Below are 25,429 nucleotides of genomic sequence, written 5' to 3'. Positions count from 1 at the left end.
TATTTTGTACAATTAAAAATAGTTAGTTTCAGCGGGAAATAATGTTTTTGTGTTTTCAAAATATTTTAAGGCACATATCTTGATTATTGTCATTAAAATAATATTATCATGAACATTAAAAGAATTTTCGGAACTATTCTTACAGTATTAGGAATTGTTGGTTTAATTTATACAGGGTATGAATTAATTAATAAAAGTACCGCTTACACAACACTTGCCGTTGCCGGTGTTATTGGACTCATCTTCTTTTTCTCCGGGATAAGTCTTGTGAAAAATACGAAAGACGAGAGCTAATTTTACATTACTGATTTTTACAGCTTTATTGCACATGAAAAAATGTAAAAAACAAATAATTTAGTTTTCACAGACGATTATGGCATGCTATCTGTTATACAATCCATAGCAAAATTAACGTATGGAACAGATTTTTATCAAGGTGGCTTTTTGCCAAAAATGTAGCGGATATCATGCTTCAACCTACGCCGACTCGTCTCAGAAAAATAATCAGGAAATTGTAGATCACTATTTTTATCATGGTGAGCCTTATTTTACTTTCAACCAGTCCAGTTTTAATAAAGCTGAACAACTTGAATACACTGAAGTAAAAATTCTTCAGCTAAAAGAGCATCAGAAAAATGATCTTCAATATTGTGGATGCAAGAAAAAAGCGAAAAAATTACCAGCCGTAATCAAAAGCATAACTTTCTCGGAATCTCCCACCCAAATGCCTAAATACGAAGAAGTTTCAGAAACTGAAATTTACTTCAGAGATGTTTACCGTTTGTCTTACAATTTTCATTAAAAATCGTAATGATAAATAAATTTCGTCACATAAAATAAAAGGAACTGAATAAATTATTCGGTTCCTTTTATTTTATGTTTTAATAGCAAATAATGCTTTTAATTGAACAAATTTATGTTTGAAAAGAGTAGTTTAAGATTTCTAATTCTCAGAATTTGAATTAAAAACTCACTTTTTGTGCTTGAAAAATTATGTATCTTCGCTGCTGATTTCTGAATAATTTCAAATAAATTTTCTTTTATTTTTTTTTAACAAAACAAAATAGTTTATCGGTTGTAGTCGTATTTAATAACAAAATTATTTTAAAGTAAATAATAATAAATCAGAAGGTTTTGAAGATTAATTTTAAACATGCACTTACCCAAAGATCCGTTTTTATTGCGGCTTTATCTGCTTGTTTTATTGCGGCGGTGGCTTTTGCTGTTCTTAGTCTTCTTATCACTCAAGACAGCCGAAAAAATAATGAAGATTTTGCCAGAAAAACTTTTTTGAGGAAATATGAAACGGTAGAAAAAGAATTTAGAAACATCGAAGATTATCAGTATTTGCTGCGTGCTTTGATTCAGAAAGATGGTCTGAAAAATTATAAAGATTATTCTTCGGTTTTAAATAGTTTAAATAAAAGACGAAAGCTCGTTCCGTACAGTTGGTATTATTACTATAACGGTGTTTCAGGAGAATCTGGCAATAAAGATCTTTTATCGGATGTTCTCAAAAAAGATGAAAAGGTAGAAAAGTATACCAAAATAAAAAATAATGGACCCGGTAATTTTAATAATTACATCATTAGTCATAACGACAGTATTTATTGGTTAAGCTACGATTCTTTGATACAGGCAAATAAAGATATGCTGTATTACGGTTCTGCAGTAAGTCTTGATAATCTTCATCAGTATTTTGCAACGATAGATCAGTCTCCGAATACGTATACTCATGTTTTTTCAAAAGAGGGAATTTGTATCACGCATCCTGATAAAAAGTTTTTAGGAAAAAATATTTTTGATTTCACAGATATTCAGCCACAAGATACCTTAACCAGCAAAACCGAATTAAGATATACCGAAAGGAATACCATTTCAGAATATCTTGATGTAGAAGTTATCCGATTTATAAAGCCTTTAAAGACTGATAATTTTGAAGGATATGCAGCAGTTAATTATGTGAGTTTTCTGATCGATGAAAGTGTAAATCAAACAAAAAGATACACTGTTTATATTTTTCTGGCGGCTTTACTTCTTATTGTGACGGTATTTATTTTGTTTTACAGAGCGACCAATATGGCGTTTCAGGAGAAAGAAAAAATACAGTCTGAAAAAAACCTGCTTCTTGTTGAGAATGAAAAAATGCACAGGGAAGAAGCGTTAAACCAGCTTCAGCAGCTTAAAAATAATATCAATCCGCATTTTCTTTTCAATTCACTGAATTCTCTTTACATGTTGATTGGTCTTAATAGAGAAAATGCACAGAAGTTTACAATGAATCTTTCAAAGATTTACCGATATCTTATTGTACCACCGAAAGAAAATCTGGTTCCTGTGGCGCAGGAAATAAGTTTTATTAAACAATATATGGATCTTCTGAAAAGCAGGTTCGACGAAGAAATTAGTTTTGAATTGATTATCAATCACGAAGAAAGTTTAGAAAAACGAATTCCTTATTTATCGCTACAGCTTGTTGCAGAGAATGCTATAAAACATAATATTGCAACCATAGATAATCCTTTAGCCATTATTATTACCGTTGAAAAAGGTGGAGTTATTGTGAAAAATACTTGGCAACCTAAGACGGAAGAAGTACAAAGCGAAAAATTCGGATTAGATTATTTAAATAAGATTTATGGGTATTTTAAGAATAATAATCTTGATATATCTATTAAAGATGGATATTTTATCTGCTTCTTACCAGTAATGGATTAAAAGTTTAAAAATCCATTCACTCCCATAATTCACCCTTTCACTCCCTATTAATATAGATGTAGTTTTGTAGGTTATATTTTTGCCTACTGAAAACCTAGAGGGCATGAAATGTACTATTTTAATGAAGAATTACAGGCTTGCGCTGTATCTGGGGCTTAGTTTAGCCTCTCCGGCAGCTTTTGCACAGAAAAAAGATACTGTAAAAACCGACAAAGAGAAATCTGCTAAAACAGATACTTCCTCAAAAAAAACCAAAAAAATTGATGAACTGATCAAAAAAGGGACTTATAAAAAGGGACTTTTTAATACGATCCAGGTAAAAACAGATATTTATTTTGAAATTCCTGACAGTTTAATCGGACGCCAGTTTTTGGTTGTGAATAAACTATCGCAAGTTCCGATGCAAGTGAATGAAGCAGGATTAAACAAGGGAATGAATTATGAAAATAAGGTAATTTCTTTTCACCGTGATCGTGTTGCCAAAAAAATATGGGTTAAAACGGTGGTTCCGCAAGTGTCATCTCCCAAAAATGATGTAATCACAAGATCTGTAAAAGATAATTTTTCAGAATCTGTTATTGAAGTTTTTGATATTGAAGCACAAAATGCTGACTCTACTTCGGTGGCGATCAAAGTAAATAAAGTTTTTGACGGAAACCAAAAAAGTTTTAATGATGTTTTGGCGAATGTTGGTCTTGGAGGATCGGTAAAATCAAACCTTTCTTATATTGAAAATGTAAAAACATTCCCTAAAAATCTTGTGGTTAAATCTCAACTGACCACTTCGGTGAATGAAGGAGGGGTAGATCTGCCTGTGACATTGGGTGTGACGAGCAATATTGTATTGCTTTCTAAAGTGCCGATGAATTCCAGAACCGATGATCCTAGAGTTGGTTTTTTCAGTGAAAGACATTGGGCTTTTAATGACCGTCAACAGAGAATGGATGAAAAACGTTTTATTACAAGATGGCGTTTGGAACCTAAAGATGAAGACAAAGAAAAGTATCTGAGAGGAGAATTGGTAGAGCCTAAAAAGCCTATCGTTTATTATATTGATCCCGCGACACCCATTCAATGGCGTGAAAAAATTATAGCAGGAGTTTATGATTGGCAGGTTGCTTTCGAAAAGGCAGGTTTTAAAAATGCCGTTATCGCAAAAATGCCGGATGAAAATGATACCGATTTTGATATTGATGATGTAAGATATTCGGTGATTACCTATGCAGCTTCACCAAAATCTAATGCGATGGGACCTTCGGTTGTCGATCCCAGAAGTGGTGAGATCATTGAATCTGATATTATCTGGTGGCATAATGTAATGACCTCCCTTCAGGAATGGATGAGAATTCAGACCGGGCCAATTGACCCAAAAGCAAGAGGAAATGTGTTTAGTGATGAGCATATGGGTGAAGCAATTCGTTTTGTTTCTTCTCATGAAGTAGGTCATACATTTGGTTTGAAACATAATATGGGTTCTTCATTTGCTTTCCCTGTAGAATCTTTACGTTCAAAAGAGTTTACAGATAGAATGGGAGGTACAGCGCCTTCGATTATGGATTATGCACGTTACAATTATGTAGCGCAACCGGAAGATGGGGTTACCTCAATCACTCCAAAAATCGGTATGTATGATAAATATGCTATTGAATGGGGTTACCGTTGGTATCCTGATGCGGTTTCTGAGAAAAATGCGTTGAGAAATTTAATAGAAAAGCACCAAGATGATCCAACTTATTTTTATGGTGAACAGCAAAGTTATTTAGAAACTATTGATCCTCGTTCACAATCAGAAGATTTAGGTGATGATGCGATGAAGGCCAGTGAATATGGAATGAAAAATTTAAAGATCGTTATCGATAATCTTTTAAAATGGACTTATGAAGACGGAAAAAGCTATACCGATGCAGGAAAACTGTATTTAGGAGCTATCGGACAATGGGATTTGTATTCGGGTCATGTAATGGCAAATGTAGGAGGAGTTTATTTAGATAATACTGTTTTTGGAAGCAAGAAAAAAGCTTATGAAGCAGTTCCTGCCGAAACGCAGAAGAGAGCGGTTGATTATTTAATTAAAAACTCGATAAATCTTCCGAAATGGTTGTTCTTCAATCCTATTACTGAGAAAACGTATCCTGTTAAAAACTCTCCAATGGGACCATTTGAGCAGACTCCTTACAATTTAGCAAGAGGAATGCAGTATGGTAATCTCTATTCATTATTTATGGATGACCGTTTGTTGAGAATGCTGGAAAATGAATTGAAACATGAAGTTGCTGGTTCTAAAGAAGAAATTTATACTGTTGAGAATTTATTTGATCAGGTAAGAGGTTCAATTTTCAATAAAAAAGGAAGCTTGACAATCCTTGAAAAAATGACGCAGAAAAACTATGTGGATGCCTTGATCGTTTCAGTGAACAAATTATTTGAAAAAACTGCTGTGAAAGCAATTAAAACAGATAAAACGTTGAATATTCCGATGATCTGTAATTTCCAGGAAGAAGCTCAAAGTCTTAGGAATATCAATTATTCATCTATGAAAAGAGTGTCTGAAGTTACTACTTACAAAAGAGCAGAGCTTCAGAAAGTGTTGAATTTATTGAATAAAAGTAAAAACAAAGGAGATGATGCCTCTAAGGCTCATTATGCTGACTTAATCATCCGTATTAAAGAGGCTTTAAACAAGTAATCAGTTATGAAAAAAGCATTTATACTTTTACCTCTTTTGGCGGCTCAGATTGCATTAGCCCAGGAAAAGAAAACCATTACCGGAAAAATTGATGACGGAGATACTTCAAAAGTAATCGCAGGAGCATCTATAAAAATTGAAACACAGTCTGTTTCTACAAAAACGAATCAGACCGGAATTATTGAAAGTGTTTCTATCGGTACCATCACAGATAAGAACGGAAATTTTACTTTAGAAATCCCTGCAGATACAAAATCTGTAACGGTAAGTTATCTTGGATATGAACCTAAAATAATTCAGATTTACGAAGGGCAAACTAGTTATAATATTACTTTGATTCCTGTTGTAAGTGACGATATTCCAGAAAAAAATAATATTCAGGAAGTAATTATCACCGGATATCAGAAAATTGAAAAACGTAAGCAAACTTCCGCCGTAACTACAGTGAAGATGAACGATATTCAGCAAGCTGGTGTTGCCAGTGTAGATCAATTATTGGCAGGACAAATTGCTGGAGTTGCCGTTACACCGGAAACAGGAGCTCCCGGAAGTCCGGCAAAAATCAGAATTCGTGGTACAGCTTCGCTTTCGGGGCCTCAAGATCCACTTTGGGTAATTGATGGTCTTCCGTTGGAAGGAAATGATGTGCCTAATTTTAGTGATAAAGATAATATCGATCAGCTTCAGAATTTTTCTATTGCAGGATTAAATCCTAATGATATTGAAGATATTACCATTCTAAAAGATGCTGCTGCTACAGCTATTTATGGAGCAAGAGCTGCAAATGGAGTTATTTCAATTACCACTAAAAAAGGAAAAAAAGGAAGTTTAAGAGTTAATTTCTCAGCAGATACTTTTATTACTGCGCGTCCAGATTTTGGTAAACTTAATCTTTTAAATGCTTCCGAAAAAGTAGATCTAGAATTAATGCTTGCCAATCGTACCGACTTAACATATCGTACTGATAAAGGGGAAGTGATGAGGATCTTAACTCAAAACGGACAGCTTGATGCGTATAGAAACGGAGGTTTAGGAGCTTTAAATATGTTGACACGTCAGCAAATCGATGGGTTAAGAAACAGCAATACAGACTGGGGGAAATTATTGTATCAAAATGCTATCAACAAACAGTATGGAGTAAGTATTTCCGGAGGTAGTGACCGTTCAGATTATTATTTCTCTTTAGGATATTATGATGAAGAAGGAACAACGATTGGAACTGGTTTCGAACGTTATAATTTGACGTTAAAAAACAATTATAAAATAAATGATAAACTTAATTTTGGAGTGTCAGTTTTTGGTACACAAAGTGAGAGAACATCATTTGTTACAGATGCAGATGCCTCTATCAGTCCGATCAACTATTCAAGAAATGCCAATCCATATTTGAGTCCTTACAATGCAGACGGAAGTTACAGATATGATAAGGATATCGATGGTTTTGAAGACAGATACATTCCTTTCAACTTTTTAGAAGAAAGAGAAAATACAAGTTATACGTTGAAAAATCAATCATTAAAAGCGATTTTCGATTTAGATTATAAACTGGCAAAAGGTCTGAAAATAACTTCACAGTTAGGCCTTCAGTATGACGGTAATAAGACAGAGAAATTTGCAGCAGAAAATACCTATTTCACAAGAAAGATGAAAGAGGGAACACGTTATTACAAAGATGGCGCATACCGTTACTTTTTACCGGATGGTGGAGTAAAACAAAACTGGGATAATAGTTTCTTCCAATACAACTGGAAATTACAGGGAAGCTACAGCACAAAAATTAATTCGGTACACGAGATCGATTTGATGGTAGGAACTGAACTTCGTAAAACTGAAGATAACACTACAGTTACAAGAGCTTTCGGTTATGATTCTGTAACAAGAAGATCAACGGCTATTGTTTTTCCAAGTTCGAATTTTGCAGCTGAAAGAAAGTATGAAACTTACAGAGAAATGCCTCCGATTGAGAATGCGTATGCTTCAATGTTTGCAACGGCTTCTTATACTTATGATTAGAAATATACCTTCTTTGGAAGTGTGAGATATGACGGTACCAATTTATTCGGAGTAAATAAAAAGTACAAATATCTTCCAATATGGGCAGTTTCTGGATCTTGGTTGGTGTCGAAAGAGGATTTTATGAAGAATCTTTCTGCTATTTCTAACCTTAGATTAAGAGCTTCTTATGGTTTGCAGGGAAATATTGACCGCAACACGTCACCGTTCTTTATTGGTGAATACAGTGATTCGACTATTCTTCCGGGTGGAAAAGAAAATATTATTAACGTAATAAGTCCTCCAAACGATAAACTTCGTTGGGAAAAAACGACTAACGTGAATTTTGGTCTTGATTTAGGAGTTTTCAACAATCGTATCAACCTTACTGCTGATGTTTACAACAGAAAAGGAACAGATATGATCAGCATGAAAGAAACTCCATTGGAAACAGGTTTTGAATATACGATGATGAACTGGGGTAGTTTAACCAACAAGGGATTTGAATTGGCTGTTTCTACCAAAAACATCAACAAAGATAATTTCAAATGGTCAACTACGATCAACTTTGCACACAACAAGAGTAATGTAATTAGCGAGCAACCTCGTGACAATGCATTGCTTCCGTCAAGAGAAGGTCTTCCGGTAAACGCTGTTTTTGCATTGAAAACTGCAGGAATGGACGAGAACGGAAACCCAATGTTTTGGAAAGGAAATGAAAAAGTGAAAATTGAAGATTTCTTCGCATTATATGATGTGTATGCAGATTTCCTTCCTGGTCAATTGGTAGATTCTAAACTTTCAAATGCAGAACTGAGAAGCCTTTTCACTTATGTTGGTGACAGAGATCCGAAGTTTACAGGAGGTATTATCAACACCTTTAAGATCAGTAATTTCGATTTTACCGTTTCTGCTACTTTTAATATAAAACAAACGGTATTGCAAACACCTTCTTACCGTGGAATGGAGCTGGATAGAGGAAGAAATTATACCAAAGATATTTACAACGCAGGTGGTTCACTTCCGGGAATTACAAGTCCGGATATGGAAACAAATCCTGGTTGGATGGGTAATAAATGGCTTTCTGATAACCGTTCTAATGCTTACAGTCTTCTTGATATTTGGGCAAAAGAAATCAGTTATTTAAGAATCAGCAGTATTCGTTTAGGATATACTTTGCCTAAAGAATTTACAAGTCCGATGGGAATCAGTGCCTTGAGACTAAGTGTAGAAGGTCGTAACTTATTTGTTTTCAGTAATGGATATAAAGGGTATTTCGATCCTGAAACGTATGGTAATATTTATGCACAGCCTATCACAAAATCGGTTACAGTAGGATTTAATGTTTCTTTTTAAAATTTAAAAAACATGAGAAAATTTACAACATTCATTGCGGTTGCAGCATTAAGTTTTTCCAGTATAGGATGCGATCGTTTTCTAGATATACAGCCGGAAGGGAAGATCATCCCTGTTACTGTTGAAGATTACCGTAAAGTATTGACTTCTGCGTATTCAAAATACCCTATTCATAAATCTTTAGTCTCGCTTCGTACAGATGAGCTTAATGTAGATGAAAATACAAGTGACTTCATCGCTTACCGTGAAATCGCGATGTGGAAAGATAGCAACAACGACCAATCAACGATTGAGTTTCCTTGGGTAAGTTTTTATTCGGTGATTTTTTATCTGAATCAGATCATCAACGAAGGAAGCAAAACAATGACAGATTCTTCTGAAAAACAGCAGATTTTGGCAGAAGCTTATGCGCTTCGTGCATATGTTTATTTTGATATGGTTAATTTATACGGTAAACCGTACAATGCAGCTACAGCATCTCAGGATAGAGGAGTTCCTATTAATTTGGAAATCGATCTTGAGCAAGTTTTGAAGCCTTCAAGTGTACAGGAAGTTTATGATCAGGTTCATGCAGATATCAAAAAAGCAGAACAGATGATGATCGAGCAGAAGCAGACTTCACCGATTAACTATAGATTTTCTAAAGTTTCGTTATTGGCTTTTCAGGCAAAAACAGCTCTTTATCAAGGAGATTGGAACAAAGCGTTAGATTATGCAAATCAGGCAATGGCAATTAAAGGAGATTTAAGTAATTTAAATACTTCTAGTCAGGCTCCTAATCATTTTACGTCGGTAGAATCTATCATGGCTTTAGATAATGCTTTCAACAGCGCAGTACAGAATATATCGTATGCTTCTGCAGATCTACTTGCAAAATACAATACAGCCACCGACAAAAGATTTGGAATTTATTTCCAAAAAAATGGCAGCAAATATAAGATCATCAAAGGCGGAAGTTCAGATTTCAGAGTTTCTTTCAGAACTGCAGAATTATACTTTATAAAATCTGAAGCTTTGGTAAAGTTAAACAGATTGGATGAAGCTAAAGAAGCGTTGCTTAAAGTTTTAAAAAACAGATACACTCCAGCCGGATTTACATCTATTCAAACTGAGGTAAATGCAATGAATGCTACAGAATTCATGAGTTTTATGATGGATGAAAGATTCAGAGAATTTGCTTTGGAAGGACAACGTTGGTTTGATTTAAGAAGATTAAATCAGAAAAAAATCATTCATAACGTCAACGGACAGGAATATATTCTTCAGCAAAATGATGTAAGATACACGATAGAGTTCCCGAAAAGTGCTAAGAAGAACAATCCAAACTTATAAAAATTTAACATTCATATTAACAACCCCGAAACCGCTTGAACTTGATTGTTTTAGCGGTTTTTTTGTATTTTTGCAATGTTATGAAGATTGCAATCATAGAAGATGAGTTATTGGCGGTTAATTATCTGAAAGATCTTTTAGATAAACAAAGCATCGTTCCTGTTACAGAGACGGTGATTCTTCGTTCAAAAAAGCAGGCTATTGATTTTTTCAAAAATGATTCTGCAGATCTTATCTTTATGGATATTCACCTTGGTGATGGCATGAGTCTCGAAATTTTCGAACAGGTAGAGCTTTTCACACCGATTATTTTCATTACCGCTTTTGATGAATATGCGATGCGTGTTTTCAAACATTTTACTATTGATTATCTTTTGAAACCTTTTGAAGAAGAAGATCTGCATAAAGCATTACAAAAATTTATTTCTATAAAAGGTAACTTCGATCCTGAACCTGTACTGAAGTCTATTTCTTCTTTATATAAAGCTAATGATTCCGAAAAGATGAAGCACTTCATCGTAACAGACGGTAATAAAATAAGATCGGTAGATGAAAAAGGTACAGCTTATTTTTTTGCATCCGGAAAATATCTTTTCTTAACAACCACAGATAACAGAACTTATATTTATGATGATACCATTAAAGATATCATCCAAAAATTAACTCCGCCACTTTTTTTTAAAATCAACCGCAAGTTTATCATCAATAAAGAGGCAATTGTAGAAATCATAAAACACTCTAGCCAAAAAATTGAATTGAAACTTTCTCCCGCACCGGAAATTAATTCAGATGTATTTGTCAGCAAAAGACAGATTACCGATTTTTTGCATTGGATGTCAAATTAATCTTAAAATAGGTGTTTTTTTACGACAACAGTATTTTAAATCACAATCTGATTTAAAGTTTTACAATATTAATTATATCTACTGTTTTATCCGTAATTTTTTGACTTTATCTGGATTAAAAATTGATGGTCTTAAATTATAATAATTGTTCTAAATTTTTGGTTAAAAAAGCTATCTTTTTAATTTCTTTTTAAAATAAATAAGCGTTTTAAGTTTGCTGACTGCCAGTCGTTTATAAATTAAATCACAAATTATACCTCCTAAATTTTATTTTTTGGTACAGTAATTGAATGTAAGATGACACAGCTGAGAAACCCGCACTGGTAAGTGCTTTGGGAAAATGGATAGGTCTTTAAAGGATGAATTAATCCTACACTTATCTTACTTTTTTTAAAAAAATAAATTAAAATTTTTATATGAAATCAAAATTAGCAATTTTATCGCTTGCGATAGCGTTACCTGCTACCGCGTTTGCACAAGATTCAATTCAAGTAATGAAGAATGGAGAATATCCGAATACATTTTCGTCGGGATCTGCCAATGTACAGCCTTTTACACAGTCTGCAAAAAGATTTAATGATTGGTCAGTATCATTTGGTGGTGGTGTACCGCTATTGCAGTCTGCAGATCTTACCTCTATTAAAAACGGAGGCGGAAAAACTCAAATTGGTTATTCGGCTTATTTCAGTGTTGATAAAGCGATAACCCATGCTTTTGGTCTTAAATTACAGTACGATCGTGGCGAAACAAGACAGGGATGGTTTAATACCAAAGATGCTGCACCCGCAAATGCTGCTGCCAATATGCAGGTCGGAGCAAGAACTCAATATGATGCAATCTCTATTTTAGGAGACATCAACTTCTCAAATCTGATGAGACGTGTAGATAACAAATCTCCTTACAGATGGGCACTTCATGGTTATGCTGGTGTTGGTACATTAGCTTATAGAGCTTACCAAAAAGACGAGTTTGGTCAAAGACTGATGACAGAAGTAAAACCGTTTAAATTAAACTCTTTCTTCGGGCAGGCAGGTGCAGGTTTAAAATATAAATTATCAAACAGAGTAGATCTAGAAGGAAGATTGATGTATGTAGTGACTACCGACGATGAATTTGACGGAGGAGGAGCACAGTATAGCGATATTAACAAAATCTCAGATCAGACTTCAGATAATTTCTTTAATGCAACTTTAGGTTTAACGGTTAATTTAGGAAAACACGAATCTCACCTAATGTGGCATGACCCAATGCAGGAAATTTACTACAGAACCGAAGTTTTAGAATCAAAAGTAAATCATATTGAGGTTTGTAAAGCTGGTGATGCAGATAATGACGGAGTTTGTGATGATTGGGACAGACAGCTTGATACTCCTGCAGGAGCAAGAGTTGACGGATCTGGTGTAGCTCTGGATGTTGACCTAGACGGAGTTATTGATCTATATGATAAATGTGTAACAGTTCCAGGACCTGCGGAAAACAATGGTTGCCCTGTGGAAAATCAAAATACAGGAACGGTATCTGAAGCAGAAACAAAATTAGACGGAATTGAGTTTGAATTAAACTCTGATAAAATTTTATCAAATAATACTCCGATTTTGAATAATGCAGTAAGTTATATCAATTCTTCAAACGGATCTTACACTGTTGTTGGTGCTACAGATGCAAGAGGAACTGAAGCATACAATCAGAAACTATCTGAAAAAAGAGCAAATAATGTAAAGCAGTATTTGATTAAAAACGGAGTAGAATCAAACAAACTTGATGCACAAGGAAATGGAAAAACAGATTTGAAATATCCTGAGTGTGACCCAGCTTCAAAATGTCCTGAATGGAAAAACAAAGCAAATAGAAGAGTGTATTTTAAAGCAAAATAAAAATAATAACATCTTTTACGACAGACTGTCATACAATGGCAGTCTTTTTTTTTGGAAATAATTAAAAGCATTTTAAATTTCAAAAAAATATTTGATCAACAACTCAATTTTAGTTATAATTTTGAAGTTTAAAATTTCCACGATTGAATACTATTTTAATTATCGACGATGAAGCCAAAATAAGATCGCTTCTGTCACGCATCATCAGTCTTGAAGGGTTTGAAGTTTTCGAAGCCAGTAATCTGAAAAGTGGTTTAAAAAAACTCGAAACTTTAGAAATTGATATTGTGATTTGCGATGTTAAACTTCCCGATGGAAATGGAGTAGAATTTTCCCGAACAGTTAAAGAGAAGTTTGCTACCGTTGAAATTATTCTTTTAACAGCATTTGGAAACATTCCCGATGGTGTTCTTGCTATCAAAAATGGCGCTTTCGATTATATTACAAAAGGCGACGACAATACCCGCATTCTTCCTTTGGTTTATAAAGCTGCAGAAAAAGTAGCGCTTAACAAAAGAGTTTTACAGCTTGAGAAACAATTAGATACCAAACAATCTTTCGATAGTATTATTGGTAAATCAGATTCGTTTTCTGCTGCAATTTCTTCTGCTCAGAAAGTTGCGGTGACAGATGCTACCGTTCTTTTGACAGGGGAAACAGGTACAGGAAAAGAGGTTTTTGCTCAGGCAATTCATCACGCCAGTAAAAGAAATAAGAAAAATTTTATTGCGATCAACTGTTCTGCTTTTGGAAAAGATTTATTGGAAAACGAATTGTTTGGTCACAAAGCAGGCGCTTTTACGGGTGCTCTTAAAGACAGTAAAGGTATTTTTGAGGAAGCCAATCAGGGAACTGTTTTTCTGGATGAAATAGGTGAAATGCCATTAGATTTGCAGGCAAAGTTATTGCGTGTTTTAGAATCCGGAGAGTTTCTGAAAGTAGGAGACAGTAAACCTACGAAAACCGATGTAAGAATTATTGCAGCCACCAACAGAGATCTGGAAGCTGAAATCGAAAAAGGAAGTTTCCGTGAAGATTTATATTACAGAATCAATATTTTTCAAATAAAACTACCTTCATTGCGGGAAAGAATTGCTGATATTGAATTATTGGTTAAATTTTTCCTGAAAAGTTTTTCACTTAAAACAGGAAAAAATATTAGTTCGGTATCATCGGACTATTTAAAAGCATTAAAAAACCATCCTTGGAAAGGTAATATTCGTGAGCTTCGAAACGTTATTGAACGAAGCGTTATTCTTACAGATTCTCCTGAGATAGGAATAGAGAGTCTTCCAATAGATATTTCAGTATACGGCAGTGATAAAGATTCTCCACAGACCAAAATAATGTCTGCGTTTTCTATGGCAAGTGCCGAAAAAATGCAGATACAGAAAGTCCTCAATCATACCAAAGGTAATAAAACCGAAGCAGCACGATTACTGGAAATCGGTATTGCAACTTTGTACAGAAAAGTAGAAGAGTACAAAATTTCGTAAAAAATATTTCCATTCTGATAACGACCCTATCATTTTGATAGGGTTTTTTGTGTTTTCGAAATTATTGACTCTGTCTTAATTTGTTGTTGTTCAGTATATTGTGTTTTTATTTCGTTCAAAGGAATAAATCTTGGCATAAGTATTCAAAACAATCTAAAAATGAATCATACAGATGCCGTAAGAGAAATCATAAAATTGATTCCTGAATCTCAGGAAGAGTTTAAAGATTCTTACAAAACAAAAACGCCGTTTATGGTAATCAGTGTTTTCACCAAACAAATCAAAAAACTGATAAAAGATCATGATCAGAAAATTCTGATGAAATCGATCACCAAGATGAATCTGCTTTACAGCAAAGGAGATCAGGCATTAAAAAACGCTATCGAAAACATTTTTGTTTACTCTTTAGACAATCTTACGTTTTGCTGCGAACCATCATACAAAGACTTGATTTTCGCAAAAATGTCACCGACTCTGCAAAACAACTATCTACGTCAGGTTTATAAATCAGGAATTTAAAAAACAATAAAAATCACACACTATGAAATCAAAAATCAGAAAAATCGGTGACTGGAAACTTTTAAAGTCTACTCGTGAAAAACATAATCTTGAGATTATTACCATCAATATTGCTGTAATCCTTGGAGTTTTTGTAGCCGCTGCGATTTTACAGGTAAACTAAAATAAATAAAAAAATGACAACAATTATTCTATTAATTACGGCAAGTGTGTTGTTCGTTTTGTTTTACCGTCTCGTAGAATATTTCGACAAAATTTAAAATGTTGAATAAAATAAACAGATTTACCGCTGTAGAATATCTGAAAGTATTTTTTCCAGCGGTTCGAAGAGAGATTGTAAAGCTTTCTGAGCAAAACAATTTTCCAGGAGTAGTGCAGGTTACAGTAGATGATATTAAAGTTCTTACAGAAAAATCAAACGTACAGAAGATTAATATTTCAATCAAAAGAATGTACTGGATTTATAAAAATGGGAATTCCTACATCAGATACATTATAGAAAATCTTTTTGTACGCTCATTCGGAAATCTGAGAAAAAATCTGAAACCTCAACAATGGAAATTTCTCTATCAGGAAATTCCAAAAGATTTTAGAACCGTGTACAGCGAACAAACAAAAAAAGATCAAAATTTAAAATTTTAAAAAATGACCATTCTATTTCTTATTTCAATAGCCATATTCATTTATATCTGCTATGTGCTTGTAAAACCAGAAAAATTTTAAAAATAATTTAATAAGCAAATGAACCGCAAGATCATGCATCAAATAAAAGAGTGGGGAATCCTGATTTTTTGGATTAGTTTCGTTATTGCTTTTTTGTATTTGGTGATTTCCGTAAAAGAATTTGCATTAATTCATTAAACAAACTATGAACACTGAAATCTTAGGCGTTGTAGCGATGTTTTTAATAACATTACTATTGGCGATACCTTTTGGAAAGTATATTTCAAAAGTCTACACAGGAGAAAAAACCTTTCTTGATCCTGTTTTCAAACCCGTAGAAAGGTTTTTCTACAAAATATCAGGAATTAATCCTGATCATGAAATGAATTGGAAGCAACATTTAGTAGCACTCTTAACCATCAATTTCTTATGGTTTTTTATGAGCATGCTGATTTTAATGAATATGAGCTGGCTTCCGCTCAATCCAGACGCAAATCCTGATATGTCGCCGGATTTAGCCTTCAATACAACAATCTCTTTCTTGGTCAACTGTAATTTGCAGCATTATTCTGGAGAAACCGGAATGAGTTATCTGGGGCAAATATGGCTGATGTTTCTTCAATTTGTTTCCGCAGCAACAGGAATGGCGGCCTCAATAGTTATTTTTAAAGCTTTCAGAGAAAGATCCACTACAAAGCTTGGAAATTTTTACGATTATTTACTTAGATCTACGACCAGAATTTTACTACCTCTTTCATTTTTAATGGGGGCAGTAATGGTATTTCAGGGAATGCCGATGACCTTTAGCGGAAAAGATAAAATGATCACGCTAGAAGGTAAAAATGTAGAGGTTTCTACAGGACCGGTTGCAGCATTTGTTCCTATAAAACACGTCGGAACCAATGGTGGAGGTTTTTTTGGAGCTAACGGAGCACATCCTTTAGAAAATCCCACTTACTTTACCAATATGGTTGAGATGTTTGCCCAATTTATCATTCCGATGGCGATGGTTTTTGCATTTGGACATTTTATCCGCAGAAAAAAATTCGGATACATGATCTTTGGAGTCATGACGGTTGGTTTTCTTTTGTTGGCTGTACCAACGGTTATTATGGAAATGAATGGTAATCCTGCGATCAGTCAGATGGGGATTGATCAGTCATTAGGCGCAATGGAAGGTAAAGAAATTCGTTTCGGATCGGCTGCTTCAGGTTTTTGGAGTATTGTAACTACGGTTATTTCTACCGGATCTATCAATTCAATGCATGACAGTGCGATGCCACTGTCAGGAATGACTCAAATGCTTGCAATGATGGTGAATGCTTTCTATGGCGGCGACGGAGCAGGTATTCTGAATATCTTCATCTACATTATTCTTGCAGTTTTCATCAGCGGATTGATGGTAGGTCGTACTCCGGAATTTATGGGTAAAAAAATTGAAGCCCGTGAAATGAAAATTGCGATGATTGTAGCGTTATTTCATCCGTTTCTTATTCTCGTAGGAACTGCAATAGCTGCTTATTTTCCGGAAGTCGGAACTTCTACACTCAATAATCCAGGATTTCATGGTTTTAGTGAAGTATTGTATGAATATACATCTTCTGCTGCCAACAACGGGAGTGGTTTTGAAGGTTTAGGCGATAATAACCCTTTTTGGAATATTTCTACAGGAATTGTCTTGCTGTTGGGTCGTTTCTTACCAATTATCGGACCTGTAGCAATTGCAGGATTATTAGCTCAGAAAAAATATATTCCAGAAGGTGAAGGAACTTTAAAAACAGATACTTCAACATTTGGACTCATGACTTTTGCTGTGATTGCTATTATTGCAGCACTCGCTTTCTTCCCTGCATTGGCTTTAGGACCGATTGCAGAATATTTTTCGACGAAATAAAATTTAAAATAACAGAAATTAAAATGACTCAAAATAAATCTTTGTTTCAAAAAGAATTGGTTCAGGAAGCACTGAAACAGTCTTTTGTGAAGCTGAATCCTAAACCGATGTTTAAAAACCCTGTCATGTTTCTTGTATGGCTAGGTACATTGGTGATGTTTTTCGTAAGTATCTGGACTTTGACAGGAGAAAAATCTCAGGGAAGTTTTGCATACAATTTTACGGTTTTCATCATTCTTTTATTGACCGTTCTGTTTGGAAACTTTGCTGAAGCAATTGCCGAAGCGAGAGGAAAAGCCCAAGCAGACAGTCTTCGTAAAACCAGAGAAGAAACCCCTGCAAAACTGCAGAATGGGCAAACCATTTCTTCATCTAAATTACAGAAAGGAGATGTTTTTGTTTGTGAAGCCGGAGATATTATCCCTTCAGACGGAGAAATCATTGAAGGTCTTGCTACAATAGATGAAAGTGCAATTACTGGAGAATCTGCTCCTGTAATTCGTGAAGCGGGTGGTGATAAAAGTTCTGTAACTGGAGGTACAAAAGTTTTGTCCGACAAAATTGTTGTACAGGTAACTACACAGCCGGGAGAAAGCTTTTTAGATAAAATGATTGCTTTGGTAGAAGGTGCTTCCAGACAAAAAACTCCAAACGAAATTGCATTGACCATTCTACTGGCAGGTTTTACATTGGTGTTTATCATTGTTTGCGTAACGTTAAAACCGTTCGCCGATTATTCTAATGTAACAATTACAATTGCATCATTTATTTCTCTTTTTGTATGTCTGATTCCAACAACTATTGGCGGATTATTGTCTGCGATCGGAATTGCCGGAATGGACAGAGCTTTGAGAGCAAACGTGATTACAAAAAGTGGTAGAGCAGTAGAAACAGCAGGAGATATTGACGTTTTACTTTTAGATAAAACCGGTACAATTACCATAGGAAACCGTAAAGCAACAAGTTTTTATCCGGCTCATCAGGTTGATGAAAAGCAATTGATAAAAGCAGCTGTTTTGAGTTCAATGGCAGATGAAACTCCTGAAGGAAAATCGATTATTGAATTGGCAGGAATTAATCCTTTAAGCTATGAAATAAACAACCCTCAATTTATCAAATTTACTGCAGAAACCAGAAGCTCAGGAATTGATTTTGATGAAACCCGCATTAGAAAAGGAGCAACAGATGCTATCAGAAAAATATCTGAAGCAGCTGGAAACACTTTCCCACAAGAAATAGATTTAAAGGTTAAAGAAATTTCTCAAAATGGTGGAACGCCATTGGTGGTTTCAGAAAATGAAAAAGTTTTGGGAGTTATTGAACTTCAGGATATTATCAAACCCGGAATCAGCGAACGTTTTGACCGTCTAAGAAAAATGGGTATTAAAACCGTAATGGTTACTGGAGATAACCCGCTTACCGCAAAATTTATCGCAGAAAAAGCCGGAGTTGATGATTTTATCGCAGAAGCAAAACCTGAAGATAAGATGAATTACATCAAGAAAGAACAAACTGAAGGTCGTTTAGTTGCGATGATGGGAGACGGTACCAATGATGCTCCCGCTTTAGCTCAGGCAGATGTGGGTGTTGCAATGAACAGTGGAACTCAGGCTGCAAAAGAAGCCGGAAATATGGTTGATTTGGATAACGATCCTACAAAATTAATTGAAGTTGTAGAAATTGGTAAACAATTGCTGATGACGAGAGGAACATTAACGACATTCAGTATTGCCAATGACGTTGCCAAATATTTTGCGATTATTCCTGCATTATTTATTACCGCAATTCCTACATTACAAGGTTTAAATATTATGAATCTTCACAGCCCGGAAAGTGCAATTTTATCTGCGGTAATCTTCAATGCGATCATCATTCCGATATTGATCCCATTGGCTCTGAAAGGGGTTGCTTATAAGCCAATCGGTGCATCGGCTTTGTTAAGACGTAATCTATTCATCTTCGGATTGGGTGGTGTGGTAATTCCATTTATCGGTATTAAAATTATAGACCTCGTCGTTTCCTTATTTTTCTAAATATCTAACTGGCTTGGCAAGGAGAAGCTTTATCATACTTTTCGTCCTTTTAACGACCTCATTTCTTCTTGCCATTTGCCTTTCAATAAATTATTATAAAATGAAAACACATATTTTACCAGCAATAAAACTGACTGCTTTGTGCATCATCCTTCTTGCAATTATTTATCCGGTTTCTATTTGGGCAATTGCTCAGCTTTCACCTAATCGTGGAAAAGGAGATTTGATTACTCATAATAACAAAACCTATTATGCGAATATCGCACAGTCTTTTACCAGCGACAAATATTTTTGGTCAAGACCTTCTTCGGTAGATTACAATGCTGCAGGTTCTGGAGGAAGCAACAAAGGTCCATCAAATGAAGAGTATTTAAAACAAGTTCAGGCTCGTATCGATACCTTTATGATGAAAAACCCCGGAATTGCAAAGTCAGAAATCCCTGCAGATCTGGTGACCGCAAGTGGAAGTGGACTTGACCCAAATATCTCGGTACAAGCTGCAAAAATTCAGGCAAAAAGAATTGCTAAAAGCAGAAATCTGTATGAAAGAGAAATCAATAATCTCATCGCTGAACATACAGAAAAACCATTGATTGGACTATTTGGTCCTGAAAAAATCAATGTTCTTGAATTGAATATCGCATTAGACCAATTAAGCGGAAAATAAGTTTTAAAAATCAATATTTCTCATCTTAAATTTCATTTTTACATTTTGTCCGATAAAAATTAAATACAATTAGCAGGTCGTTCCGCTGAAGCTTTAGTTCTATAAACTACTATTTGCTATTAACAATTCGCTCCTAATAGAGCTGTATTTAATCCCATCGGGATTTACTGTTAACAGATAAATGAATTTCCTTCCACCAAAAAAGCTCCGGAGGAGCGAACTGTTAGTTTATCTATGAACATATTATTGGTCGATTTATTTATGTTTTTCATCGGACAACAATGATTTTCTAAATGAAATTCTCCCACACTTTTTAATTTAAAATAAATGAAAAAAATACTTTTTGTTTTGTTAGCAGTATGCGGAATTACGGCATCTGCACAAAACGATTCAATCAATAAACCACTTACAATAGGCGGATACGCTGAAGTTTATTACACAGCAGATTTTAATAATCCTAAAAACAATAACCGACCAGGATTTGTATACAGCCACAATCGAAATAACGAAGTGAACGTGAATTTAGCCTATATAAAAACTGCTTACAACACCGAAAATGTACGAGCTAATCTGGCTCTCGCTGTGGGAACTTACATGAATGCAAATTATGCAGCCGAACAAGGCGTGATGAAAAATGTTTATGAAGCTAATGCGGGTTTAAAGATCTCCAAAAAACATAATCTATGGATCGATGCCGGAATTTTCCCATCGCATTTAGGTTTTGAAAGTGCGGTAGGAAAAGATAACTGGACACTTACCCGAAGTCTTTTTGCTGACAATTCTCCTTATTTCGAAACGGGTGCAAAAATTTCTTATACTTCTGAAAGTGGGAAATGGTTTGTTAGTGGTTTGTTACTCAACGGTTGGCAAAGAATTCAGAGAGTTGACGGAAATTCTACTCCTGCATTCGGTCATCAGTTGGTATTTAAACCAAACGAAAAATTGACCATTAACAGCAGTTCTTTCATAGGAAATGATAAACCCGATAGTATTCGCCAAATGCGATATTTCCACAATCTGTATGCGGTATATCAAATCAATAAAAAATTGGGTATTACTGCAGGTTTTGACATCGGAGCCGAACAAAAAGCAAAAGGAAGCGACCAGTATACTATTTGGTACACGCCAGTTTTAATTGCAAAATACAATGCTATAGATAAATTGAGTTTTACAGCAAGAGGAGAATATTATCAGGATGAAAAAGGAGTAATCATTTCTACAGGTACAGAAAATGGTTTCAAAACTTTCGGATATTCTTTCAATGCAGACTATCAGATTTTTCCAAATCTTGTCTGGCGAACAGAAATAAGAAATTTAAACAGTAAAGATGCTATCTTTATGAAAAGAACAGATGAGTTTAATAAAAACAGTTTGACGGCAACTACAGCTTTGGCAATTTCATTTTAAATGAAAAAAAATGAATGAATCACGAAAATCAGCGGAAGAGTTTCTGCAGTTAATTAACAGTTCAAAACGGGGTAAACTGAAAATTTACATCGGGATGAGTGCAGGTGTAGGAAAAACCTACAGAATGCTGCAGGAAGCTCATGTGCTTCTTCAAAACGGGATTGATGTAAAAATTGGCTATGTAGAAACGCACAATCGTAAAGAAACTCACGATTTGTTGGAAGGTCTTCCGATCATTCCCAGAAGAAAGTTATTTTACAAAGGAAAAGAGCTCGATGAGCTCGATGTTCCGGCGATTATCGTATTGCGTCCTGAGATTGTTATTATTGACGAATTGGCTCATACCAATATTGAAGGAAGCAAAAACAAAAAAAGATGGCAGGATGTTTTTGAGATTTTAGACGCAGGAATTAACGTTATCAGCGCTGTAAACATCCAACATTTAGAAAGTCTAAACGATGAGGTGAAAACGGTGACGGGAATTGAAGTTACCGAAAGAATTCCTGATACCGTTTTGGCTTCTGCCGATGAGGTTGTAAACATCGATCTTACAGCCGATGAATTGATTACCAGATTAAAAGAAGGGAAAATTTACGATAAAAGTAAAATTTCTTCAGCATTAGATAATTTTTTTAAAAATGAAAATATTCTTCAGCTTCGTGAGTTGGCGTTGAAGGAAGTTGCATCGCAGGTAACCAGAAAAGTAGAGACCGAAGTTATAACCGGAAAAACTTTAAGGAAAGAAAAATTCCTTGCATGTATCAGTTCAAACGAAACAACGGCTAAAAATGTGATCAGAAAAACGGCGAGACTGGCAAGTTATTACAACAGTCAGTGGTTTTTACTATATGTGCAAGTTCCTCGTGAATCGGCTGATAGAATTGCACTTAACAAGCAAAGACATTTGATCAATAATTTTAAACTGGCTACCGAATTAGGCGCAGAAATCATAAAGATTCAAAGTAAAAATATTGCAATGACGATTATGGAGCAGTGCGAAGAACGTAAAATTACAACCGTATGTATCGGCAAACCACATCTGGATATCTGGAGAATTATTTTGGCTACAGATACTTTTAATTCCTTACTCAAAAGACTTTCAAAACAGAACGTAGATTTAGTAATTTTGTCGTAATGAAAATAAAAACAAAGCTTAATGCAGGCGTTGGTCTCCTGTTTTTTATGATAATTGTACTTTCCACTTTGGGTGGATGGTTTATTTATCAGCTTAAAAAAGACACGCAGAATATTCTTACTGACAATTACAATACATTGCAGTATTCACGAAATATGCTGTTGTCGCTTGAAGAAATTGGTAAAGAACCTTTTGCAATAGCAGAATTTCAGAAAAATCTTGATCTTCAGCGTCAGAATATTACAGAAGCTGGAGAAAAAGAAGCTACGAAAAATATACTCGCTCATTTTTCAGATTTAAAAAATGATAAAGAAAATTTAAGTTTGCATTCAGCCATTCGAAAAGATATTGCAGAATTGATGCAGCTGAATATGAATGCCATCCAAATTAAAAGCGGAATTGCCAATACAACCGCACAAAATGCAATTGCCGTTATTTCTATTGCAGGAACTTTATGTTTTTTGATTGCATTTATTTTGATGGTGAATCTTCCTGCCAATATTTCAAATCCGATCCGTGAATTGACTTCGAGTATTCATCAGATCGCCAATCAGAATTACAGAGAGCGGGTACAGTTTGAAAGCAACAGCGAATTTGGTGAACTGGCGAGATCTTTTAATACAATGGCTGAAAAACTTCAGGAATATTCTGAAAGTAGAATTGATAAAATTTTAAAAGGTAAAAAACGCATCGAGACTTTGATTGACAATATGCACGATGCTGTAATAGGAATTGATGAAAACAGAAAAGTTCTTTTTGTAAATGATGAAGCCTTAAAAATTTCTGGTCTTAAAAAAGAAAACTTTGTGGGTAGGCTGATTCAGGATGTTGCTGTGAGTAATGATTTGGTGCGTGATCTTATTAACGAAATCATCAATCCGGATGCAGAGAAAAATCCTGCAGAATTATTGAAAATTTTTGTGGAAGGAAAAGAAAATTATTTCGAAAAAGAAATCTTAGATATCAATGTGATCCCTACCGGTGAAAATGACAGCCGTTTTATTGGTCAGGTTATTATGCTTAGAAATATTACACCATTTAAAGAGCTTGATCTTGCTAAAACCCGTTTTATAGGAACCGTTTCTCATGAATTTAAAACTCCTATTTCTTCAATACAAATGGGATTACAATTATTGGAAAATGAAAAAATTGGAAGCCTTAATGAAGAACAGCAAAAATTAATTAAAGGGATTGATGAAGATACATTGCGATTGCTGAAAATTACAGGCGAACTATTAAATGTAGCTCAATTGGAAACCGGCGTAAGTCAATTGAATATTCGTCCGTTTAAGATTAATGAAATGCTTGAAGAGGTTATTAAAACCAATAGATCTGCAGCAGATAAAAGACAAATTTCTATGATTACTGATATAGATTCAGACCTAGATATCATCAATGCTGATCAGGAAAAGACTTTATGGGTTCTCAATAATATTGTTTCTAATGCAATCCGCTATTCTTACGAACAGTCAACCGTCACTATAAAAGTTGAGAAGATTTATTCTGATCATGTGAAATTTTCTGTTGAAGATCAAGGTTTAGGGATTGATGAGCAATATCTGAAACATATTTTCACAAGATATTTTCGGGTTCCCGGAACAAAAGCGGAAGGAACAGGTTTAGGACTCAGCATCAGTAAAGAATTTATTGAAGCACAACGTGGAAGCATTGCTGTAGAAAGCGAAGTAGGAAAGGGGAGTGTATTCAGTTTTATTTTAAAAAATTAATGTGAAAATAATAAAACTGTGTTTTTAACTGAAAGGAAATGCAATGTGATCTAAATAAAAAAGTAGCTGGAAAAATATTTTCAGCTACTTTTTATCTTTTTGTTTTACTCTTAATTGAGTGGCTTTCGTCCTGATATAACATTAATTAATACAACAACAATTGCAATAACTAAAAGAATGTGAATTAAACTTCCGGTATCCATTCCTGGAATTACGCCCAGCATTCCTAAAAGCCAGACTGCGATGCAGATTACTGCAATAAGCCATAATATACTTCTCATAATAATAAATTTTTGGTTGGTTATTTACTTATATGCATTTTCTGTGCCTTAAATGGTTTTAAATATTGTCTTATAAAAATAATTTTTACTTTTTTGATTGATTTACAATGGTTTAATTTCTGTAATGTGGTATTTTTTTTATTTTTAATTAAGCATAAAAAAAGATCCCGTTAAGGATCTTTTATAGTGAACGATTAATCGTTTATTGCTTTAGAGTTGAGATTGGTATCTGCAAGTTTCGAAAGCAGATCATTACAGTTTTTTTCTTCATCTAAGGTAGAAAGCAACTGTTTAAGACAATCTTTTTCTTTAAGGATTTTTGCGTATGCTGCCAAAGTTCCATACGTCGCAATTTCGTAATGCTCAACTTTTTGCGAAGCTGCGATAATTCCTACATCACGTACTGCGCCTGGTTTTGTTTCTTCCATAATGCTTTTACCTTCGTCTAAAAGTCCTTGCATTGCATCGCATTTTTTTGCCTGTGGTTTTTTCTTTAATGCTTTAAAACATGCTTCAAGTCTTTTTACCTGTTCTTTGGTTTCTTCCAAATGGTCGCCGATGGCTTTTTTAAGTTTTGGATCGGTTGCATTTTTCTGCATTTTGGGTAACGCTTTTGTAAGCGCTTTTTCTGCCCAGTAAATATCCTTTAAAGCATCTTCAAATAAATCACTCAGATTTTTTGCAGCATCTTTTTTTGCAGGAGTTTTAGCGGTAGATTTTACAGGGGTTTTTGCCGTTTTTTTAGCTGAATCTTTTTTAGTAGACACACTTTTAGTTTTCATAAAAAATTTTGTTAGGTGGTTT

20 protein-coding genes and 1 pseudogene are annotated in these 25,429 nt (G+C 34.5%); 19 read left to right on the top strand and 2 right to left on the bottom strand.

All coding sequences use genetic code 11. The annotated features are described in order from the left end of the window. Positions 1 to 108 precede the first annotated feature (108 nt). The 19 genes and pseudogenes from FDY99_RS00520 to FDY99_RS00435 all read left to right on the top strand — a co-directional run bounded on the left by FDY99_RS00520 (position 109) and on the right by FDY99_RS00435 (position 24,344). A complete protein-coding gene (locus FDY99_RS00520; RefSeq protein WP_074228403.1) occupies positions 109 to 294 on the top strand; it encodes a hypothetical protein in 186 nt (61 codons plus the stop codon). Between the two features lie 121 nt (positions 295 to 415). Further along, entirely contained in the window at positions 416 to 802 is a 387-nt protein-coding gene (locus tag FDY99_RS00515; RefSeq protein ID WP_139418646.1) for a hypothetical protein, read from the top strand. 332 nt (positions 803 to 1,134) lie between these two features. Continuing rightward, complete coding sequence (locus FDY99_RS00510) at positions 1,135 to 2,718, top strand: sensor histidine kinase (RefSeq protein WP_139418645.1); 1,584 nt, start codon at positions 1,135 to 1,137, stop codon at positions 2,716 to 2,718. Between the two features lie 103 nt (positions 2,719 to 2,821). Further along, positions 2,822 to 5,404, top strand: a complete 2,583-nt coding sequence (locus FDY99_RS00505; protein WP_139418644.1) for a zinc-dependent metalloprotease — start codon at positions 2,822 to 2,824, stop codon at positions 5,402 to 5,404. A 6-nt stretch (positions 5,405 to 5,410) separates the two neighbouring features. Further along, positions 5,411 to 8,752: pseudogene (locus FDY99_RS00500) on the top strand (SusC/RagA family TonB-linked outer membrane protein). Positions 8,753 to 8,764: 12 nt separating this feature from the next. Continuing rightward, positions 8,765 to 10,084: a RagB/SusD family nutrient uptake outer membrane protein gene (locus FDY99_RS00495; RefSeq protein ID WP_139418643.1), complete on the top strand. Its 1,320-nt coding sequence runs from the start codon at positions 8,765 to 8,767 to the stop codon at positions 10,082 to 10,084. A gap of 80 nt (positions 10,085 to 10,164) precedes the next feature. Continuing rightward, on the top strand, positions 10,165 to 10,929 hold the full coding sequence (locus FDY99_RS00490) for a LytR/AlgR family response regulator transcription factor (RefSeq protein ID WP_139418642.1): 765 nt from the start codon (positions 10,165 to 10,167) through the stop codon (positions 10,927 to 10,929). A gap of 416 nt (positions 10,930 to 11,345) precedes the next feature. Further along, a complete protein-coding gene (locus FDY99_RS00485; RefSeq protein WP_139418641.1) occupies positions 11,346 to 12,803 on the top strand; it encodes an OmpA family protein in 1,458 nt (485 codons plus the stop codon). Between the two features lie 143 nt (positions 12,804 to 12,946). Beyond that, positions 12,947 to 14,299, top strand: coding sequence for a sigma-54-dependent transcriptional regulator (locus FDY99_RS00480; RefSeq protein ID WP_139418640.1), 1,353 nt, complete (start codon positions 12,947 to 12,949; stop codon positions 14,297 to 14,299). A 159-nt stretch (positions 14,300 to 14,458) separates the two neighbouring features. Beyond that, entirely contained in the window at positions 14,459 to 14,818 is a 360-nt protein-coding gene (locus FDY99_RS00475; protein ID WP_139418639.1) for a DUF7674 family protein, read from the top strand. Between the two features lie 22 nt (positions 14,819 to 14,840). Beyond that, positions 14,841 to 14,981 carry a hypothetical protein gene (locus tag FDY99_RS23130; protein WP_167494288.1) on the top strand — a complete coding sequence of 47 codons (141 nt, stop codon included), beginning with the start codon at positions 14,841 to 14,843 and terminating at the stop codon, positions 14,979 to 14,981. A 98-nt stretch (positions 14,982 to 15,079) separates the two neighbouring features. Continuing rightward, the gene (locus tag FDY99_RS00470; protein ID WP_139418638.1) at positions 15,080 to 15,460 is read left to right on the top strand and encodes a DUF7674 family protein; all 381 of its coding nucleotides are present in this window, start codon (positions 15,080 to 15,082) and stop codon (positions 15,458 to 15,460) included. A gap of 3 nt (positions 15,461 to 15,463) precedes the next feature. Next, the gene (locus tag FDY99_RS23660) at positions 15,464 to 15,541 is read left to right on the top strand and encodes a potassium-transporting ATPase subunit F (RefSeq protein ID WP_084550507.1); all 78 of its coding nucleotides are present in this window, start codon (positions 15,464 to 15,466) and stop codon (positions 15,539 to 15,541) included. Between the two features lie 145 nt (positions 15,542 to 15,686). Then, positions 15,687 to 17,375 (top strand): potassium-transporting ATPase subunit KdpA, encoded by a 1,689-nt coding sequence (gene kdpA / locus FDY99_RS00460; RefSeq protein ID WP_139418637.1) that lies wholly within the window; start codon positions 15,687 to 15,689, stop codon positions 17,373 to 17,375. A gap of 23 nt (positions 17,376 to 17,398) precedes the next feature. Beyond that, entirely contained in the window at positions 17,399 to 19,408 is a 2,010-nt protein-coding gene (kdpB, locus tag FDY99_RS00455; protein WP_139418636.1) for a potassium-transporting ATPase subunit KdpB, read from the top strand. Positions 19,409 to 19,508: 100 nt separating this feature from the next. Continuing rightward, entirely contained in the window at positions 19,509 to 20,075 is a 567-nt protein-coding gene (locus FDY99_RS00450) for a K(+)-transporting ATPase subunit C (RefSeq protein ID WP_139418635.1), read from the top strand. 327 nt (positions 20,076 to 20,402) lie between these two features. Then, positions 20,403 to 21,482: a porin gene (locus tag FDY99_RS00445; RefSeq protein WP_139418634.1), complete on the top strand. Its 1,080-nt coding sequence runs from the start codon at positions 20,403 to 20,405 to the stop codon at positions 21,480 to 21,482. A gap of 10 nt (positions 21,483 to 21,492) precedes the next feature. After that, entirely contained in the window at positions 21,493 to 22,617 is a 1,125-nt protein-coding gene (locus FDY99_RS00440; protein WP_102979516.1) for a histidine kinase, read from the top strand. Continuing rightward, positions 22,617 to 24,344 carry a sensor histidine kinase gene (locus tag FDY99_RS00435; protein WP_139418633.1) on the top strand — a complete coding sequence of 576 codons (1,728 nt, stop codon included), beginning with the start codon at positions 22,617 to 22,619 and terminating at the stop codon, positions 24,342 to 24,344. Before FDY99_RS00440 ends, FDY99_RS00435 begins: the two co-directional genes overlap by 1 nt. 110 nt (positions 24,345 to 24,454) lie before the next feature. Here the strand turns inward: FDY99_RS00435 and FDY99_RS00430 are convergent, their stop codons facing one another. After that, a complete protein-coding gene (locus FDY99_RS00430) occupies positions 24,455 to 24,625 on the bottom strand; it encodes a lmo0937 family membrane protein (RefSeq protein ID WP_139418632.1) in 171 nt (56 codons plus the stop codon). 194 nt (positions 24,626 to 24,819) lie between these two features. After that, positions 24,820 to 25,407 (bottom strand): YciE/YciF ferroxidase family protein, encoded by a 588-nt coding sequence (locus FDY99_RS00425; RefSeq protein ID WP_139418631.1) that lies wholly within the window; start codon positions 25,405 to 25,407, stop codon positions 24,820 to 24,822. Positions 25,408 to 25,429 lie beyond the last annotated feature (22 nt).

The organism is Chryseobacterium mulctrae, from assembly GCF_006175945.1.
Lineage (GTDB): Bacteria > Bacteroidota > Bacteroidia > Flavobacteriales > Weeksellaceae > Chryseobacterium > Chryseobacterium mulctrae.
This window is presented reverse-complemented; position numbering and strand designations above follow the sequence as displayed.

Bases quoted from the DNA above. Each gene is read 5' to 3' on its own strand.
- FDY99_RS00520 (WP_074228403.1), top strand. From the start codon at position 109: ATGAACATTAAAAGAATTTTCGGAACTATTCTTACAGTATTAGGAATT.
- FDY99_RS00515 (WP_139418646.1), top strand. From the start codon at position 416: ATGGAACAGATTTTTATCAAGGTGGCTTTTTGCCAAAAATGTAGCGGA.
- FDY99_RS00505 (WP_139418644.1), top strand. From the start codon at position 2,822: ATGAAATGTACTATTTTAATGAAGAATTACAGGCTTGCGCTGTATCTG.
- FDY99_RS00495 (WP_139418643.1), top strand. From the start codon at position 8,765: ATGAGAAAATTTACAACATTCATTGCGGTTGCAGCATTAAGTTTTTCC.
- FDY99_RS00490 (WP_139418642.1), top strand. From the start codon at position 10,165: ATGAAGATTGCAATCATAGAAGATGAGTTATTGGCGGTTAATTATCTG.
- FDY99_RS00485 (WP_139418641.1), top strand. From the start codon at position 11,346: ATGAAATCAAAATTAGCAATTTTATCGCTTGCGATAGCGTTACCTGCT.
- FDY99_RS00475 (WP_139418639.1), top strand. From the start codon at position 14,459: ATGAATCATACAGATGCCGTAAGAGAAATCATAAAATTGATTCCTGAA.
- FDY99_RS23130 (WP_167494288.1), top strand. From the start codon at position 14,841: ATGAAATCAAAAATCAGAAAAATCGGTGACTGGAAACTTTTAAAGTCT.
- FDY99_RS00470 (WP_139418638.1), top strand. From the start codon at position 15,080: ATGTTGAATAAAATAAACAGATTTACCGCTGTAGAATATCTGAAAGTA.
- FDY99_RS23660 (WP_084550507.1), top strand. From the start codon at position 15,464: ATGACCATTCTATTTCTTATTTCAATAGCCATATTCATTTATATCTGC.
- kdpA (WP_139418637.1), top strand. From the start codon at position 15,687: ATGAACACTGAAATCTTAGGCGTTGTAGCGATGTTTTTAATAACATTA.
- kdpB (WP_139418636.1), top strand. From the start codon at position 17,399: ATGACTCAAAATAAATCTTTGTTTCAAAAAGAATTGGTTCAGGAAGCA.
- FDY99_RS00450 (WP_139418635.1), top strand. From the start codon at position 19,509: ATGAAAACACATATTTTACCAGCAATAAAACTGACTGCTTTGTGCATC.
- FDY99_RS00445 (WP_139418634.1), top strand. From the start codon at position 20,403: ATGAAAAAAATACTTTTTGTTTTGTTAGCAGTATGCGGAATTACGGCA.
- FDY99_RS00440 (WP_102979516.1), top strand. From the start codon at position 21,493: ATGAATGAATCACGAAAATCAGCGGAAGAGTTTCTGCAGTTAATTAAC.
- FDY99_RS00435 (WP_139418633.1), top strand. From the start codon at position 22,617: ATGAAAATAAAAACAAAGCTTAATGCAGGCGTTGGTCTCCTGTTTTTT.
- FDY99_RS00430 (WP_139418632.1), bottom strand. From the start codon at position 24,625: ATGAGAAGTATATTATGGCTTATTGCAGTAATCTGCATCGCAGTCTGG.
- FDY99_RS00425 (WP_139418631.1), bottom strand. From the start codon at position 25,407: ATGAAAACTAAAAGTGTGTCTACTAAAAAAGATTCAGCTAAAAAAACG.